Genomic DNA, 17,671 nt, shown 5'->3' with positions numbered 1-17,671 from the left:
TAGACATATAAAATTTAAAAAGATAAAGATGAAGAAGACATTTCTGTTTGCTGCCTTATTCTGTACCATTGGCTTCAATGCAATTTCTAATAATAATAATTCGACCTTCCCTCCTTTTGCTAAGATAGATGTCCCTTCTTTTGATGAAAGAAATGTAAAAAACTTTACGGGTGTTGCCGCGGGTGGGCCTATTAATGTGGTGATTAAAATGGGCAGTACCGAAAGCTTAAAATTTGAAGGGGATGCAGAGGCAATTTCTACACTAATAAGTGAAGTTAAGGGCAACGTCCTGGTAATTCGCCCAAAGAACAGTTGGACAAGCTGGGCAAAAAAATATGAAGGCAAAACCATTACTGCATATGTAACAGCAAAAGACATCACCAGTTTAACCATGAGCGGAAATGGAAGCATAATTGTATCGGGTGCGTTAACCAGTGGAGAATTTACATCCACACTAAGTGGTTCTGGCAGTATCAAAGCAAATATTGATGTAGATAAGCTAACCGGCGTTATCAGTGGTTCTGGGAACCTAAACATAAGCGGTAAAACAGATGCAGCGCAAATTACGATCAGTGGATCAGGAAATTTAAACGGGAAAACCTTAGTAACCAATAGACTATCAACAAGGATTAGTGGATCAGGCACTGTTAGCATTAAAACGGATGGCACCATTAAAGCATTCATTAGCGGTTCTGGGAATGTTTATTACACTGGAAATCCTACTATAGAAAAAACCGTGATTGGATCTGGTGGAGTAAGCGAGCTGTAATGAAGCAAGTCTTATCAGTTTTTATTCTTGTTTTTCTCTTTTCCTCATCAAAGGGTCAGGATTTAGCTCATTTTGCTGATAGTATAAGGGTTAAAAATGAAATACCTGAGCTAAGTTATGCTGCCCTTACCGCCGACAGCGTACTGGTGAAAAATATATTGGGCTTTAGGAGATCTGATGTTCAAAATGAGGAAACAAAAGCTAACAATGATGATTATTTTCATCTGGGCTCAAATACAAAAGCAATAACAGCTTTTATTGCAGGTTATCTGGTAGAAAACAAAAAGATCAGCTGGACCACAAAGTTTTTTACACTCTTCCCGGAATGGAAAAAAGAGGCCAACCCTGCATTTTATGAAGTCACGTTGCTCGACTTATTATCGCACAGAGCGTTCATTAAACCCTACAACAGCGGGACTGAGTTTCAATCCTTACCCAAATTTACCGGAACCAAAGATGAGCAGCGTAAATTGTTTGTAAAATACCTGATCAGCAATGATGCGCTCGAAAAAAATAACGAAACCTATAATTACTCTAATGCTGGGTACAGTGTTGCCACTGCCATGCTTGAAAAAGCTAGCGGAAAAACATGGGAACGGTTACTAGACGAAGTCCTTTCCAAAAAACTTCATCTAAACTATAAATTGGGATGGCCAAACAGAACCGACGTGAATCAACCTTGGGGACATTGGATGGAGAACAATAAACTGACTCCCCTATCTCCTCATACTGATTACAACTTAAATCTTATTGAACCAGCCGGAGACATCAGCATGCCTATCAGCGATTATATTAAATTTATTCAGCTAAACTTGTCGGGATTAAGGGGTAAGAACAATCTTTTAAAGTCAGAGACTTATAATTATCTGCATTATGGATTAAAGGATTATGCTATAGGATGGCTTAATGTAAATAAACCAGACAAGCACTCATCTGAACACGCGGGTTCTGCAGGTACATTTTATTGTTATACCTTGATTAACAAGGATAAAAATGTAGCCTATATCATTATGGCTAACTCTGCAACAGAGAACGCTTTAGATGGAATATTTAAACTTCTTGAAAAACTGATAAAAACAATTGAAAATAGAATGTAGTCTAGTAAACCTTATACAACTTAACCTTAAACTCTCAAACTTGAAATTCTTCTCCGCTGCCATTTTTCTGTTAACTATTAACACCACCCTTTGGGCTCAAGTTAAACTTACAGGAACTGTAAATGATGCCTCACTGCTTTCTTTACCCAATTCCGGTGTAACCCTAATTAATTTAAGTACTAATCAAAAGCAATCTTTAACAACAGATAGTGTTGGCGCTTTTACTTTTAGCAATCTAAAAGGTGGGAATTATTCAATAACCGCCTCCTTTACCGGTTATCATAAAACCGAGTTAAACATTCTGATCACCCGAGATACTACTTTAAAAATCATTTTAAAACAGGCTAGTACAGTGTTAAATGAGGTGAACGTTATTTCCAATAAATCGACTTTAGAAAACAACTCAGAGAAACTAACCTATAATGTTTCAAATAGCATTACTGCAACAGGATCTGATGGACTTACAGCTGTAAGCCAGATTCCGGGAGTTATGGTTAATAACAATGAAATATCAAGCGCAGGAAAGGGCCTGCTTAAAATAATGGTGAACGGTCAATTGATTCAACTAACCGGGCTTGATTTAATGAGGTATCTAAAATCTATGTCGGCAAATCAGATTTCTAAAATTGAACTACTGAAGAACCCTTCAGCCAATTTTGATGCCGAAGGAAATGCGGGCATCATAAATATTGTAACCAAGCAAAGTAAGAAACAAGGCTATTCAGGGAATATACAAACTAGCGGTAAACATTGGATTCACGACCAAAAGACCATTTATGGCATAAGTAATTTTTATGCCCTAAACGGTAGTGGCAATCTAAATTACAACTCCGAAAAAGTTTCTATATACGGAACTTTAAACCTTGATCAGGATCATCATCTTGAAGGGTTTCAGACAGACCTATATTACCCTAAGCAAACATGGAAGCAGACCGACACAGGAAATTATACTTATCGGAATATCAATCTAATTGCAGGGGCAGATTTTATTGTTAGCCCCAAAACATCAATAGGCTTCTCCTACCTGGGTGGCAGAAATGTTTATGATGGCTCAGATCATGTAAACAATCCCATTTTTAATAATTCTACAGGAAATTTAGATTCTACCCTGAGAACTTATGCTACCTACCATCCTATTGCAATGAGCAACTCGATTAACGTTCATACAGCTATTAATTTTGATAGCACAGGAAAAAAACTTCTGCTGAATGCGGATTACTACAACTACTATCGCACAGACAAGTCTGATTTTGAAAGTAAAAGTTATCTGCCCAATTCAGGTGTTCCAATAAACAATACACGCTATTACGACACTAATAAACAAAATATAAATGTGTACACCTTCAAAGCTGACACCGAAATACCATCAGCTATAGGTATCTGGGCCTTTGGTGGTAAATTAAGCTTTATTGATAATTATAGCAATGCCTTTTACTATAGAAAAATCAATAGCGAACAGGTTTACGATACCAATTTAAGTAACGAATTCGATTATAAAGAGAATACTCAGTCGCTATATGCAAACTTTAACGGAGAAAAGGGTAAATGGAAATACCAGGGTGGCTTAAGAGCAGAGCTCACACAAACTCAGGGGTATTCTCACACCATTGACCAGCACACAGAAGTAGATTACCTTAAGCTTTTTCCCTCCTTACTGATTTCTTATCAGCCAAATGCCGACAATGGGCTTTCCTTTTCTTTTGGAAGACGTATTAACCGACCTTCTTTTTGGAATTTAAACCCTTTTAAATCATTATTTACGGCATWTRGCTRMKRASARRKCARTMYTTANCKKCAKMYAGNMTANKRAYANGNYAATYYYKAKYTKYMKCMWGWWTAYAAWAGWAMWTTNRASTTSTYYCATKTTYWYAAAMRWMAMSRAWARYSSATTNTMRSYATKTKRCNRATARSAARYCCTKATMYWMAKCYAGWATATAMWASKMMYWTMRAKTTSTNTMAAAACCTACAGGTATGGGATTTCAGAGAGTTTCTCTTTAACTGGTGTTAGTTGGCTGGAAAACAACAATCAGGCAACATTTTACCGTACAAACGCCTATTCTAATAACAATAGTTTTAATGACGTTAAAGGCTATGGTTTGTATTTGGCCACTAACAATACAGTTTATTTTAATGCAAATAAAACTTTTGCTGCAGCAGCTAATTTCTGGTATCAGTTTCCAGAAGTTAATCATATTGGAAAGTCTGATTCCTACTACAAATTAGACTTGGGGTTGACAGCTTTAGCGCTTAAAAAAAATCTGAACATCACATTAAACGTAAATGATGTTTTTAGAAGTAGTGCCGTGGCCGTAACAACTGTTGTAAATGGAGTTAAGCAAAAGTTCACCAATTTTCAAATCAATAGATATGCACAGTTAAGTCTTAGCTATCGTTTTGGAAATAAGGAAGCAAAAGCCAAGGATCATCAAACAGGAAATGAAGATGAAAGAGGCCGAAACTAAGTGGTTACAGGGAATTAAAATTTGCTATACGTTCCTGGACAATTTGCAACTTCCCTCTTAATTCTTCTGGCTGAAAAGGTTTACTTAAGTAATCATCCATTTTGTACTGTTCTATTTTCTCTCTTACCTCATCAGAGGCCGAGGCTGTAAGTGCGATGATATGAACATTTGATTTAGTGGAATCTACAATTTCTCTAATCATTTTAGTTGCGGCATATCCATCCATCACAGGCATATTCAAATCCATTAAGATTWSATCNAAANRGYKKKCRWWARSMRACYTAANNATSMYTMTTNKYMMTWYYCRKCKRYTMTAAYWWGWGNTWTWCSAKMKMRASRMCWANWTYYTSWWSMACMANAWATTYMTRGNMATWATYYTCGNNWAKMWKWMTTWYWAGCNTSAWCAATATTTACCTCTTTTTGCTTTACTTCTTTAACTGGATTAGCAACTAGCTCAGTTGTTGCATATTTAATATCAAAATAAAAGCGAGTTCCTTTACCCACCTCACTATCTATCATTATTTTACTACCCATCTGTTCTAACAAGTGCTTTACGATAGAAAGGCCTAATCCTGTACCACCAAAATTTCTGGTAATACTTTTTGATGCTTGTAAGAAAGGTTCGAAAATTATTTTTTGCTTTTCAGGACTGATTCCCATGCCCGTATCTTTAACAGAAAACCTTATTACAATACCTTCCTGGTTTTTCCTTCTTACTATGGCGCGCACCTCTACCATCCCCTTTTGGGTAAACTTAATGGCGTTACTTACTAGATTAAAGATGATCTGAACAAGCCTTGTTGGGTCTCCAATTACTTGTTGTTTTCCAATTTGGGTATCTATTTGAACATGATAATTAAGTCTCTTTTCTCCCGCCTTTGATCCGAATCCGGCGCAGGCATTTCTGATCAGAGTAGAGATATCAAAAGGAATCGATTCTAACTCTATTTTCCCCGAGTCTATTTTATTAAAATCTAAAATATTGTTTATTAACGACAACAAGCTTTCAGCAGAGAACTTAAGCACATCCAGACTTTCTTTTTGTTCTTTATTTGGTTTATCGTTTAGCAAAACGTTAGACATTCCGATCACAGAATTCAGGGGCGTTCTGAGCTCATGAGACATCGTGGAAAGAAAATCTGTTTTAGACTTAACCGTAAGCTGCAGTTCTTCGTTAAGCATCTTTTTCTCATTAAGTGTACCGTAGAGAACAGCATAAAAGTAATAGTGAGATGCTGCTATGGCAATGAAATTAATTCCTATTATGAGTATTGATATAGTATGATTATCATATTGACTACTAAGAACTATAAAATTGCCTCCACGATTAATAAGTGCTAAGCACATCGTTACCGTAAATATTGAACAGTAGAGAATACCCCAACGACGACCAAGTCCATAAAAACTGAAGGTCATTGCCATAAAAATATGTTGCATTATTGGAATGCCTACTTTATGAAAAAATAAATTCCTTATGATATAGCTTGTAATTGCTATTAACGCAATGTGTATTAATATTTTTACAGTATCTGGCCTGGAGAGTAATAGCTTAATTACCACAATTGAGACCAGAAATGAAATTGAGTCGCCAATAAGTTTATCGTAGCTATGACTAATTAAATGATCGGTAACTGATAGTGCAATTTTTGGAAAATTTAATAGTAAAACAATGAAGAATACAGTTATTTTGGCTCTTTCAATAGGGTCTGAGACGTTGAGCAACGTTCTTTTGAGAGACCAGTTAAATATAGATAAATCGTTCACTATTAGGCGCTAATAAGATTCTAAAGATACCTATTTTAATGGAATAACCATATTCCATGATCTTTCTAGTTGATAAGGCCTGCTACCGGCACCGGTAGCAGCAAATAAGTGGGTAGGTTTTCATCTTCAAATAGTAAAAATGGTCTTTCAAAATTGCCCTGTTTTGTAGTGGTTCCGTCGTCCCATGTAACATTTCTAGAATAGGCTTTTACTGGATTCGCAAGATCCCATTTTATTCCATCCTTAGATAATGCATGAATGCCACCGCCCTCTTCGCCACAAATATGTCCAAAACGATCTTTCATGATCAGTTCATAGTGGTCCTTAGCCCACCATACAAACGGATCTTCAACATCATTATCCATTTGTCCTGCTGTATGGAATTCAAACAGCGGTTTATCTGACAAACGCTTATAAGGCCCCCGAAATGTCTTAGCTCCTGCAGCACCAAGCAATAACGGCGGATCATAGTTCTTTTGAGAGGATTTGTACATTAAATAAACCCCTCCATCTGGTAGCACTACGGGTGATGGATTAGAGGTAATTGATGCATCCCAGTGGCCAGGTCTAGGTTCGAGAATGGGCTTATCGCTCCTTGTCCATGGTCCATAAACAGACTTAGACCATGCCATACCTATACGCTTATTCATCCAGGCCCTTTGTCCTAATCCGTTATCCCATACATCATCGCCAGGTTTTGGTGCAGGATCGGTATAATGATTGCCGAAATAATAAAGCACAAAGTATTCTCCGTTTTTCACAATACGTGCATTGTGTGTTACACAACCATCAAAAAACTGCTTACCCCTTGCAGGCAGAACAACTTCGGCAAAGTTATAAGGGCCTGCAGGCGTTTTGGATACAGCTCTTACAATTTCAGAATTCGTAACCCAATTGCCAAAGCCATACTCTTTAGACCACCTGGAGGCAAACATGTGATACAAACCATCCTCTCCTTTAACAACAGAAGGATCCCAGACCCAGTAATCATCCATAGCAAAACCACCTTTTACAGGGGCTGGAAGCATTCTTTCAGGAAATGAAAGTTCTTTATTATCATCCTGTCCAAGTAAAGTATCGCTGATTAGGAGACCTGTAGTTAAGCCTGCGGCTCCTTTAAGAAAGTTTCGTCTTGTAAGGTGGATCATACGGTAAATTGAACTGGTTAGTGCCCTAATTTAGTGGGATGCGATAAATATACTAACAATTATCCTTGGAGATAATAATTTTCATTATTTTAGACAACGCAAAGTGCTGGAACGATTGAGCTGTCCCAAATCGCACAATGCGTGTTCATTTATGAACAACAATAACCCAATAATAAATTAAACGGCTATCCTTAGTCTTATGCGCATTAATATTTTAACTGGCATACTCTTGGCGCTACCGGCCTATGGAAAACATGTATCATGACTGCAACAATTAGAAAATACCGCATTTTAAGAAAAGAAGTGATCAAACAGCTGTATTACAGCAAGATGCTTACCTTAACTGAATTAAGTTCTCTTAGTCATAAGAGCTTACCACTAATTACCAATGCGGTGAGTGACTTGGTAAAAGACGGTTATGTTCTAGAACATGGCCTTGCCCCCTCAAGTGGCGGTCGCAGACCCTTAACTTTTTCATTGAACCCACAAAAGCAAATGTATATCATTGCTGTTGCTATGGATCAGTTAGTCACACGCATGGTTATTTATGATTTACTAAATAAACCTCAAAACATAACTTACACACTCCCGCTCAACCTGGTGGATGACACCGATGCATTGCCCAAATTGGTACAATTCATCAAATCAAACATATCGCTTTCCGGAATTCCCTCAGAGCAGTTCCTTGGAATTGGGATTGGAATGCCAGGTTTTGTGAATGCAGAACATGGAGTTAACCATACTTTCCTTAAATCCCCGGACGAAAAAAGCTTAACAGGTCACCTAAAGAAGTCAATTGGTTTACCCGTATTTATTGAAAATGACTCTAGTTTAATTGCCTTCGCCGAATTGAAATTTGGGATGGGGAAAGGCTACGATGATATTATGGTCGTAAATATTGGGTGGGGAATAGGTCTTGGAATGATCATTAACGGAAATCTTTTTAAAGGGCACAATGGTTATGCGGGTGAATTTAGCCACATACCCTTATCTCAAAGCAACAAATTGTGCTCATGCGGTAAAAGAGGTTGTTTAGAGGTTGACACCTCTTTACTGGTCCTGGTTGAAAGGGCAAGATCTGAAATGGCTAATGGTATAAGCTCTAGTATGGAGAATTTATTCAAAGATGAATCGAGATTACAAGGAGATCATTTTCTGGATGCAGCAAGGGCCGGAGATCCTTTAGCACTCTCTATACTTTCTGATGCTGCCTTTTTAATAGGAAAAGGGATTGCTACACTAATTCATATTATGAATCCCGAACTTATAGTGTTAAGTGGGCGAGGCGCGGCAGCTGGTAAATTCTTAATGGCCCCAATACAACAAGCTATAAATGAATTCTGTATCCCCAGATTAGCTGACCATACCGAAATAAAAGTTTCGAGTCTTGCATCACAATCTGAACTTTTAGGTGCGGCAACTCTTGTAGTAGAAAATTGCGATTTCGCCTAATCAAACTACTGTTTTATGTATCATCGAAAAGGGAGCCGTTCCACTCCCTTTTATTTAGATCGTTATTTATAACCTATACCAAAAGGTGTGGTTTTTCTTTGTAAATTTTCCAGAGCAGCTCACCAAAAATTGTGTTTGACCATGCAAACCAGGATCTGGTAAAATCTTTAGCATCGTTTTTATTAAAAGATTCGTGCATAAATCCTGTGCCACCATGACAGCTTTGCAATGTTTGCAAACATTGCTTAATTTCTGCGTCATTGTTACTCGTTAACCCCCTCATTACAACACTAATTGGCCAGATCTTATCTAATCCTGTATGTGGACTACCAATTCCCTTTCCAGCCTTACCTTCAAAATAGAAAGGGTTTTCTAATGAAAGAATTAGTTTGCGTGTATTAATGTATACCGGATCATTAGGTTTTACTGCTCCCAAATAAGGAAGTGCCAATAAACTTGGTACGTTAGCATCGTCCATAATATTGAAACTGCCATAACCATTTACCTCAAATGCATATACTTTACCAAATTGAGGGTGTGTTACAATAGCATATTTCTGCAATGCGTTTTCAACTTCAGTTGCTAAAGCAATACATTCATCTGCAAGGGCAGTATCTTTATTTACTGCCTTCAATATTTCTGCTGCCTGTTTTAAACTGATAACTGCAAAGAAATTAGAAGGAACAAGGAAGTTATATATGGTTGCATCGTCACTAGGACGGAAAGAAGAGCAGATTAAACCAACTGGTTTTACTGGATATCCGTAACCGCTTAATGGCACTCCATCAGTAGCCCAGGATGTTTTGCGCTGGAAATGATATGGTCCCAGACCGTCTTTTCTTTGCTGCTCTTTAAAAGTCTTCACAATTAAAGCAATTGCATCTCTCCAGGTAGTGTCAAATGGCGCTGTATCTTTAGTTAACTTCCAGTATTGATAACTTAAACGGATTGGGTAACATAATGAATCAATTTCCCATTTGCGCTCATGAATACCGGGTTTCATATCGGTAATATCGRTYKKMMRMKCCCCTTCTTTCGTTTCATCACCATAAAATGCATTCGCATATGGATCTTTATGAATGCATTTTACCTGATGGTTAATTACACCTGCAATCATATCATGCAGCTTTTTATCATCCTTTACAAGCGATAAATAAGGTGTTACCTGAGCGGTACTATCGCGCAACCACATCGCATCGATATCACCGGTGATTACGWMMRWATCWNGNYWAMSAKKYYKYTCYGKWKAWGWTAMKSYWKTWTCTNWWRTMWWARKAAAACAATTTTCAAATAACCATCCTAATTCCTTGTTTTTGACATTCTTTTTGAATTCAGCGATTGCACTTTCCACAGCTTTACTTTGGAAGTGTCTTTTTGATTCAGGTACTCTGACAATAGGGAAATCAGGTGCCGCAGCAAATGATACTTTATCTACCATAAGTCCGGCTGCCAATAACCCGGTGTTTTGTAAAAAGATTCTTCGTTTCATTGTTTTATTTTGATAAAGAAAAAGGCTTATCATCACCAGAAAGGCCTCTTTGCAGATTTGGTTTATTACTCATTTCAAATTTCAATATACCCCCATTGGTAATGTCACTATGTGTGATATAGTTTTTGGTATATGTTTTCCCGTTCAGCGTTGCTGCACTAATGTAAAAGTTTTCTTTGTTATTGTTGTTTCCCTCTATGATAAATTTCTTACCATTTTCCAGACTAATTGTAATTTTTTTGAACATCGGACTGCCAATAACATATTGATCTGTACCCGGACAAACGCTATAAAAACCCATAGCACTTAATACATACCATGAAGAAGTTTGGCCCTGATCTTCATCGCCAGGATATCCATTTTCTGTAGAATTGTAAAGTTTATACATTACATCGCGTGCATGGAATTGTGCTTTCCACGGTTCACCAGCATAATTATATAGGTAAATCATATGCTGTATAGGTTGGTTACCATGTGCGTACTGACCAAGATTGGCCATCACCATCTCTGTCATTTCGTGGATCAAGCCGCCATAAGTACCTACTTTAACTTTGTTGGGCTCTGTAAATACAGAATCCAGTTTAGCAGTAAAATTTTGTTCGCCTTTCATCAGATTGATTAGCCCCTGAACGTCTTGAAACACCGACCACTGATAGTGCCATGCGTTACCTTCAGTAAAAGGACCACCCCATTCAATTGGGTCAAAATTAGGCACCCATTTGCCATCCTTTTGTTTACCACGCATAAAGCGCGTACCTGGATCGTAAACGTTTTTATAGTTATACATTTGCCGGCTAAATACATCAGCATAGAAATCGTTATTGGTCATTTTTGCCAGGTTATAGCCACAAAAATCATCGTAAGCGTATTCCAGCGTTTTTGCTGTGGCTTCTCTGTATTCCGGATAGGGGACATAGCCCAGTTCGTAATATTCTTTCCAACCATGACGACCGTTGGCAGGTCCCCACGGACCTTTATTGGTTGCCTCATGAAGGTATGCTTTTAGTGCTTGTTCCGGATTAAATGTTTTGATCCCTTTTGCCCAGGCATCAGCCAATAAAGAAATGGCGTGATTACCAATCATACTTCCACCCTCTCCGGGGAATGACCAGGATGGAAGCCATCCGCATTGCTCCTGCGCATCCAACATTGCCTGCATGTAACGGCCATGCATTGTAGGCTGCATAATGGTATTTAATGGAAATTGGGCACGGAAGGTGTCCCAGAAACCCGTGTCAGTGAACATATATCCTTGATGTACTTTACCATCATACGGACTAAAATAATATGGTTTGCCATCTTTATCATATTCAAAGAATTGTCTTGAAAACAAACTTGCTCTGAAATAGCAAGAATAGAATGTAGCTTTATCCTCTTCCGATCCGCCTTCAACCAGGATTTTACCCAAGTGGTCATTCCATATTTTTGCGCCCGCAGCTTTTGTTTGATCCAGGGTTTTAAACTTGCCTAGCTCTCTTTTCAAAGTTAAGCTTGCCTGATCTTCACTGATGTAGGATGAGGCCGTTTTTGCTTGTACGATTTCGCCCTGTTTAAATTCGACATAGGCACCCTTCCCTTTACCTTGTGCTGTTAATGTACCTTCTGATATTGTGTTATTAGTGTTATCCCAGGTACCATACTTTACAAATGGCTTGTCAAAAATAATTTCGAAATAGCTATTCAGGCTGTCTCTTATGCGGCCGTTATGAACATACCCGGTGATTTTTTTTTCTTTAGGATAGATCTTTACCCCACTTAAACCGGTGTATCCATCCAAGACAAGGTAGCTTTTACCATTCTTAGGAAAAGTAAAACGCAGATGGGCTCCCCTTTCTGTTGGAGCTATTTCAGTTACAATATTATTATCGAGTTTTACCTTGTAGTAATTAGGTTTAGCAGTTTCATTCTTGTGGTCAAAACTCGTCTGGCGATCATTTTCATTTACAGTGAGCTTTCCTGTAACGGGCATTAAGGAAAATACACAATAATCATTTGTCCACGAACTACATTGATGGGCTTGTTGAAAACCGCGAATGGTTTTCTTAAAATATTGGTATTTCCAGCCATCTCCATTGTTACCCGTTTGTGGGGTCCATGTATGCATGCCAAAAGGCAGCGCTGTTGTGGGGTATGTATTACCCCTTGTAAGTTCATGTTTAGAATTGGTGCCTTGCAGGGTATTTACGTATTGCACCAGATCTGGCTGCTGCGCAAATGCGACGTTGAGTAGCAATACAAATGCGATTAAAATAGTTTTTAGTTTCATGTTTGTGTGGTTCTCCCTTATTACCTATCTAAGGGGTTTTATATTTGGTTTAAAACGATTTAGTATCCCAATAATATGAAAATAAAATAACTTTTAAAAACAGAACGGGTGATTGTTGTTAACAATCACCCGTTCTTAGTACTTAGGAAAATCCTAAGGAATTATTTACTTAATTATAACCTGGGTTCTGAGTAAGGTTAGTATTTAAATTACGTTGCTGCTGTGGAATTGGATATAATGCCTTGTTTGCACTGGTAGGTGTATGATCCCACCATGAACCTGTAGCAAATTTACCAAAGCGGATCAAGTCATCTCTTCTGAAACCTTCAAAGATAAACTCACGTCCGCGTTCAGCTAACAACTCATCCATTGTAAGCGTTGAAGCCGTGTATGCGTTAGCAGCCCAGTCAGCCTCAGTAAATGCACGTTTTTTACAATCGTTCACTAACTGTACAGCTTGTTCAGTTGCAACACCGCCGTTTTTACGCATAATCGCCTCTGCTTTTGCAAAGTAAATCCAGGTTAAGCGATAAATGTTCCAGTCTGTATTGTTATAATTGGGATCAATTTCAGGTTTACCGCCTGGTCCAGGAAATTGATTACCTAACTTATATTTATTAAAACGAACACCGCTGTTCTCTTCGCCTTCACTCATATTAGAAACTTTAGAGCCAGTTTTGTTTTTCTGGATATTATCCACAAATTCCAATTGCTGATCTTTGTATTCTTCAGAAGCCAAAACAGGTGTTGTTCCATCCGAAAACTTAACCATTTTACCAATTAACAACCAATCAGATTTACGTTTGTCGGCGTCTTTGTAGGTGGTGTATACGCCAGGAATTACAACAATACCATCGTTACCATTACGGCCACCGCCATAGATTTCCTGTTGTTTAAAGTGATAGAATTCTGATGGAAAGCCTGAAGCAAAATTGGCAATTTTATAATCGTAGGCAATGGAGAAGATCACTTCTTTAGACAGATCATTAGTGCTTTTAAACTGGTCTGAAATGTTTGGATCTAAAGCCATAGTTCCATTTTGACCGCCGGCTTCTCCTGAGATTATTTTATCGGTTGCTGCGATACAATCATCCCATCTAGGAGTACCTATCCATGCCTCTGCGTTCAAATAAAGCTCCGCCAACATTGCATATCCTGCTGCCTGATTCATACGACCGAGGGTAGCTCTTGATGCCTTAGGCGCTTTTTCAATATTGGCTTTAATCTCACTCTCAATAAATGCAAATACTTCAGCCCTGTTTGTAGTATTTGGAAGGTCGGCTGAAGCACCCTCTGGAATCACTGTTGAAATAGGAATGTTCCCAAATAAGTCCATTAGTTTTAAATAATGGAAAGCACGAAGCAACTTCAATTCAGCGATATAAGCATCTTTCTCTGCTTGTGTGATACCCATTTTTGCAATATCACGAGTCTCGATATTTGAAATACCACTGTTACAAAGACCCATTCCCCAATACATGAGTTTCCATGCATTGTTAATTCCACCTTCATCAACCGTCCAGGTATGGTAATGTAATCTTTTCCATTTACCTCCATCTTCACCATGACGACCTTTAGTTGGCCACGCCAGTTGATCCCCGGATAGTTCTGCAAGTCTCCACCAGCCATCTTGTCCAGAAGGGGTAGCCCATGCATTAGCATGAGTATAAGGTCTTAAAACAGCAGATATGACTTCAGTTTTATTGTTATAGAAATCATCTGCTGCGATTTCGTCGTATGCATTTTCATCAAGTTTGGTACAAGCGCTTGTTAAGCACAATGCGCCAACCAATGCAGTATATATAAGTGATTTACTTTTCATTTTTTTATTAATTAAAATCCAACATTTAGCCCCACTAAGAAAGAACGGGTACTTGGATAAGGCCCTCTGGTGTCAATTCCTAAAAATCTTCCGTTATCTTCATTACCAATTCCTGTATCCAATACATAATCAGGATCATTACCAGAATAACCGGTGATTGTAGCCAAGTTCTGACCTGTTACATATACCCTCAGGTTTCTCAAGCCTTTAGTTTTCAATTTGAAGTTGTATCCTAAAGTGATCTCATCAATTTTCACAAAACTTCCGTTCTCTACATAGTAATCAGAATACATGTAAGTATCGTTGATCTGGTTGTATTTGGTGAAGGCATCTTTTAAGATATTTCCACTCCAGGCAGATTTATTGCCGTAGCTTAAAGCTGTTGTATTTAAGATATCAAAGTCAAATTTTCCTCTAAGGAAGATGCTTAAATCAAAGTTTTTGTATCTGAAATTGTTACCCCATGATGCGTAGTACTTAGGCACCGCATTTCCAATCGGTGCAAGATCTGTTGCATTTAAGTCATCTCTTGAATTATTGATCTGATCATTCCTAACCTTCTCGCCATTTCTATTGTAGAATAGCCATTTACCGTCATCTGTAAAGCCAGCGAATCTCTTTCCATAAAAGACGCCTATCTCTTTACCCTCAAAAATGGTAAAAGCTTGCCCTAGGTCACCTGCTCCCTGTATATCTCCTTTTTGGATAAACTTAACAACATATTGAGAGTTGGAATAACTGTCCATAACATTTTTGGTTGTACTTGCAGTCAAATTGGTATTCCAAGAAAAATCTTCTGTAGTAATGGCTTTATAGCCTAATGCTAACTCGATCCCTTTCGACGAAAATGTACCTACGTTAGTCCAGATATCTGAAACAACAAATGGAGGTTGAGGAGAGGTATAACGATCAATTAGATCTTTGGTTTTGCGGTTAAACACATCCAATGATCCTGTCAATTTATTGTCGAACATGGTAAAGTCAACACCAATATTTAACTCTCTTTTTGATTCCCATTTCAAATCAGGATTATAGTTGGTGGTAGGGCCATATGTTTCGTAGTAGCTGCCATCCGGATACAGGTATTTACCTCCTCCTCCAAGCATCACTCTTGAAATATTATTTTCTATAGGTGCATTACCGGTCATACCATAACCAGCTCTCAATTTCAGATAATTGATAAACTTAACATCCTTCATGAAATTTTCCTGAGACATATTCCATCCAAGAGATACCGCGGGGAAATTACCCCACCTGTTGTTTTTACCAAATTTCGAAGAACCCTCATGGCGTAAAATAAATTGCGCCATATACTTGTCATTAAATACATAATTCACCCTTCCAAAAAAAGCGATCAATGTGTTGTCAGATTTTGAGCTGGACATAGCCGCTTTTCCCACACCTAGCGCTGCACCTGCGCCTATATTATCTTCATGAAATATATCATTGATAAAGCCTCTGTTTTCCAGGCTAGATGCCTCTTGAATCTCGTATCTATAGCTGTAACCACCGATGGCAGTTATTTTATGTTTATCAGCGAAAGTATTTTCATATTGAATTGTTGGCTCCAAGGCATATTTCTGCTCTAAAAAATCACCTTTATAAGCGTATCCGCCTCCTGGAAAATCTGTGTTTTCCATTGAATCTTCACTGGCTTTCAAACGGTATTGTCCATCCGTATAGCTGTTGCGCTGTACCGATCCGAAAATTGACGCTTTCAGGCCTTTAACAATTTCCAGGTCTGCCTTTGCATCTGCAGAGCTCGTTTGTTGTTTCCTATACGAGGTTTGCTGGGCTAAACGCGCATACTCATTGGTACTGGTTAAGTCAAAACGGTAACTGCCATCGTCATTAAAATTAGATAATGTCGGGTTTTTTGTGGACTCGCTTTCCCAACCGCCACCGCCTAACATGTTTGCTTTGTTGATGTTGGTAGCTAAATTAAGCTGCACATTTAACTTGTCATTTAGTCCCTTTTGATTTACATTTAAACGCAGTCCATATTCCTCGCGACCGTTTTCACGGGCAATCCCATCAAGATTCCTGTAATTCACACTGGCACGATAGCTGGTTTTATCCGAACCACCGGTTAGTGCCAGGTTATGATTCTGAGAAAAATTGTTGTGATTGATCAAGTCATCAAAGAAATCAGTACTATGACCAAAATCTTGTTGTTTAAGTTCTCCGGAAGCGATTTTCTGTCTGTACTCATCAGCAGTTAAGAAATCTGGTCTGTTTTGGATATACTCTTTTCTAAAGTATGAAGAGTAATCAAATGTGGCAGGTCCTGATTTACCTTTTTTGGTGGTGATTAGAATTACACCCGCATTGGCACTAGTACCATATATGGCCGCACCAGATCCGTCTTTTAAGATGTCTACCGAAGCGATATCGTCTTGTTGCAAGAGATCAGGGTTACCTCCAGGTATACCGTCAATTACATATAAAGGTGTTCCGCTACCCGTAGCAGTTACTGCTCCCCTTAGCTGAACACTTACACCAGAATTCGGATTAGAGCCGCCCGGTCTGGAAATTTGAAGACCGGCTACTTTACCCTGGATAAGATCTAGTGGGTTTCTTGAACCGCTTTGTCTGAATTCTTCTCTACCTACGTGAGCCACTGATGAAGTAACCTCTTTCTGTTTTAATGTTCCGTAACCTACTCCTACTACAACAACGTCATCAAGGTTCACACCTTCATCAAGCGCCATTTTAATAGTTAATGGAGCCGTACCATTTCCAGCAGCTTTACTTTGTGTTGCATAGCCTAAATAAGAGAAAGTAATTAATTCAGTCTCGCTTTCAGCTTCGATACTAAATTTACCGTTAGCATCGGTTACAGTAGCTTTATTTGATGCCGTTTTAACCCCAACGCCTGGTATAGGTTGAGATTTTTCATCAAGGACTACCCCTGTTATGATTACTTTACGTGCAATGGCCTGTCTATCTGGCTTAGATAAGGCCCGGCTTAAATTATTCGTTTCCAGATAACCCTCTGTAGCAGAGTAGCTTCGAAAACTCATGGAACAGAGTAGACATACCCCCGTACCAATTAGTAGTTTAATGTTCATGGGTTTTTAGTTTAAATTATAGTTAGTGTTAATAAATGTTTCAAGTTCATACTGTTACAAAAGCGCATAAAACGTTTTACTAGCTATTTCCAGACATCAAAGCCAAGACATAAAAAGTCTATGGTTCTACTTTGGAAGTAGCCTAAAAAAGAGAGAAAATTAGATTAGTTGAGAGAGGGTTTAAGATTATACCCTGAAGCGGTTATTGATAAAAAGAAAATATTTTTTTAGCGGAACAACCTGAATGTTTTGTGAGAGAGCAGCGGCTAAGAATAATCGTTGGTTTTTCATGAATATTTGGTATACGTAGATTTCAGTAAAACGTTTTATC

8 protein-coding genes and 4 pseudogenes are annotated in these 17,671 nt (G+C 38.3%); 5 read left to right on the top strand and 7 right to left on the bottom strand.

All coding sequences use genetic code 11. The annotated features are described in order from the left end of the window. The first annotated feature begins 28 nt into the window (after positions 1–28). From N824_RS03580 to N824_RS03565, 4 genes and pseudogenes are all read left to right on the top strand, one after another. Positions 29–769 carry a head GIN domain-containing protein gene (locus tag N824_RS03580; protein WP_048903783.1) on the top strand — a complete coding sequence of 247 codons (741 nt, stop codon included), beginning with the start codon at positions 29–31 and terminating at the stop codon, positions 767–769. Next, entirely contained in the window at positions 769–1,866 is a 1,098-nt protein-coding gene (locus N824_RS03575) for a serine hydrolase (RefSeq protein WP_048903782.1), read from the top strand. Before N824_RS03580 ends, N824_RS03575 begins: the two co-directional genes overlap by 1 nt. Before the next feature lie 40 nt (positions 1,867–1,906). Continuing rightward, positions 1,907–3,874: pseudogene (locus N824_RS03570) on the top strand (outer membrane beta-barrel protein). After that, positions 3,786–4,328: pseudogene (locus N824_RS03565) on the top strand (outer membrane beta-barrel protein). The pseudogenes N824_RS03570 and N824_RS03565 overlap by 89 nt, the downstream one beginning before the upstream one ends. 4 nt (positions 4,329–4,332) lie before the next feature. On the opposite strand, the gene N824_RS03560 reads toward N824_RS03565, so the two are convergent. The 3 genes and pseudogenes from N824_RS03560 to N824_RS03550 form a co-directional block, all read right to left on the bottom strand. Next, positions 4,333–4,581 (bottom strand): response regulator, encoded by a 249-nt coding sequence (locus N824_RS03560; protein WP_255327409.1) that lies wholly within the window; start codon positions 4,579–4,581, stop codon positions 4,333–4,335. Continuing rightward, positions 4,575–5,510 (bottom strand): annotated as a pseudogene (locus N824_RS38195) (sensor histidine kinase). The gene N824_RS03560 and the pseudogene N824_RS38195 overlap by 7 nt, the downstream one beginning before the upstream one ends. A 647-nt stretch (positions 5,511–6,157) precedes the next feature. Beyond that, positions 6,158–7,240, bottom strand: coding sequence for a glycoside hydrolase family protein (locus N824_RS03550; protein WP_200869808.1), 1,083 nt, complete (start codon positions 7,238–7,240; stop codon positions 6,158–6,160). 261 nt (positions 7,241–7,501) lie between these two features. Here N824_RS03550 and N824_RS03545 point away from each other — a divergent pair, with 261 nt between their 5' ends. Beyond that, positions 7,502–8,692, top strand: a complete 1,191-nt coding sequence (locus N824_RS03545) for an ROK family protein (protein WP_048903777.1) — start codon at positions 7,502–7,504, stop codon at positions 8,690–8,692. A 73-nt stretch (positions 8,693–8,765) separates the two neighbouring features. Here N824_RS03545 and N824_RS03540 read toward each other — a convergent pair. The 4 genes and pseudogenes from N824_RS03540 to N824_RS03525 form a co-directional block, all read right to left on the bottom strand. Then, positions 8,766–10,130, bottom strand: a pseudogene (locus N824_RS03540) (glycoside hydrolase family 125 protein). 55 nt (positions 10,131–10,185) lie between these two features. Continuing rightward, on the bottom strand, positions 10,186–12,447 hold the full coding sequence (locus N824_RS03535) for a GH92 family glycosyl hydrolase (RefSeq protein ID WP_048903776.1): 2,262 nt from the start codon (positions 12,445–12,447) through the stop codon (positions 10,186–10,188). A 169-nt stretch (positions 12,448–12,616) separates the two neighbouring features. Beyond that, positions 12,617–14,269: a RagB/SusD family nutrient uptake outer membrane protein gene (locus N824_RS03530; RefSeq protein ID WP_048903775.1), complete on the bottom strand. Its 1,653-nt coding sequence runs from the start codon at positions 14,267–14,269 to the stop codon at positions 12,617–12,619. Positions 14,270–14,280: 11 nt separating this feature from the next. Continuing rightward, positions 14,281–17,340: a SusC/RagA family TonB-linked outer membrane protein gene (locus tag N824_RS03525; RefSeq protein WP_235206980.1), complete on the bottom strand. Its 3,060-nt coding sequence runs from the start codon at positions 17,338–17,340 to the stop codon at positions 14,281–14,283. Positions 17,341–17,671 lie beyond the last annotated feature (331 nt).

It is taken from the genome of Pedobacter sp. V48, from assembly GCF_000523515.1.
Lineage (GTDB): Bacteria > Bacteroidota > Bacteroidia > Sphingobacteriales > Sphingobacteriaceae > Pedobacter.
The sequence above is the reverse complement of the archived record's forward strand: the minus strand, read 5'-3'. Positions and strand labels throughout refer to the sequence as shown.

What these genes read in the sequence shown, in the direction of transcription:
- N824_RS03580 (WP_048903783.1), top strand. Translation starts at nt 29, where the DNA reads ATGAAGAAGACATTTCTGTTTGCTGCCTTATTCTGTACCATTGGCTTC.
- N824_RS03575 (WP_048903782.1), top strand. Translation starts at nt 769, where the DNA reads ATGAAGCAAGTCTTATCAGTTTTTATTCTTGTTTTTCTCTTTTCCTCA.
- N824_RS03550 (WP_200869808.1), bottom strand. Translation starts at nt 7,240, where the DNA reads ATGATCCACCTTACAAGACGAAACTTTCTTAAAGGAGCCGCAGGCTTA.
- N824_RS03545 (WP_048903777.1), top strand. Translation starts at nt 7,502, where the DNA reads ATGACTGCAACAATTAGAAAATACCGCATTTTAAGAAAAGAAGTGATC.
- N824_RS03535 (WP_048903776.1), bottom strand. Translation starts at nt 12,447, where the DNA reads ATGAAACTAAAAACTATTTTAATCGCATTTGTATTGCTACTCAACGTC.
- N824_RS03530 (WP_048903775.1), bottom strand. Translation starts at nt 14,269, where the DNA reads ATGAAAAGTAAATCACTTATATATACTGCATTGGTTGGCGCATTGTGC.
- N824_RS03525 (WP_235206980.1), bottom strand. Translation starts at nt 17,340, where the DNA reads ATGAACATTAAACTACTAATTGGTACGGGGGTATGTCTACTCTGTTCC.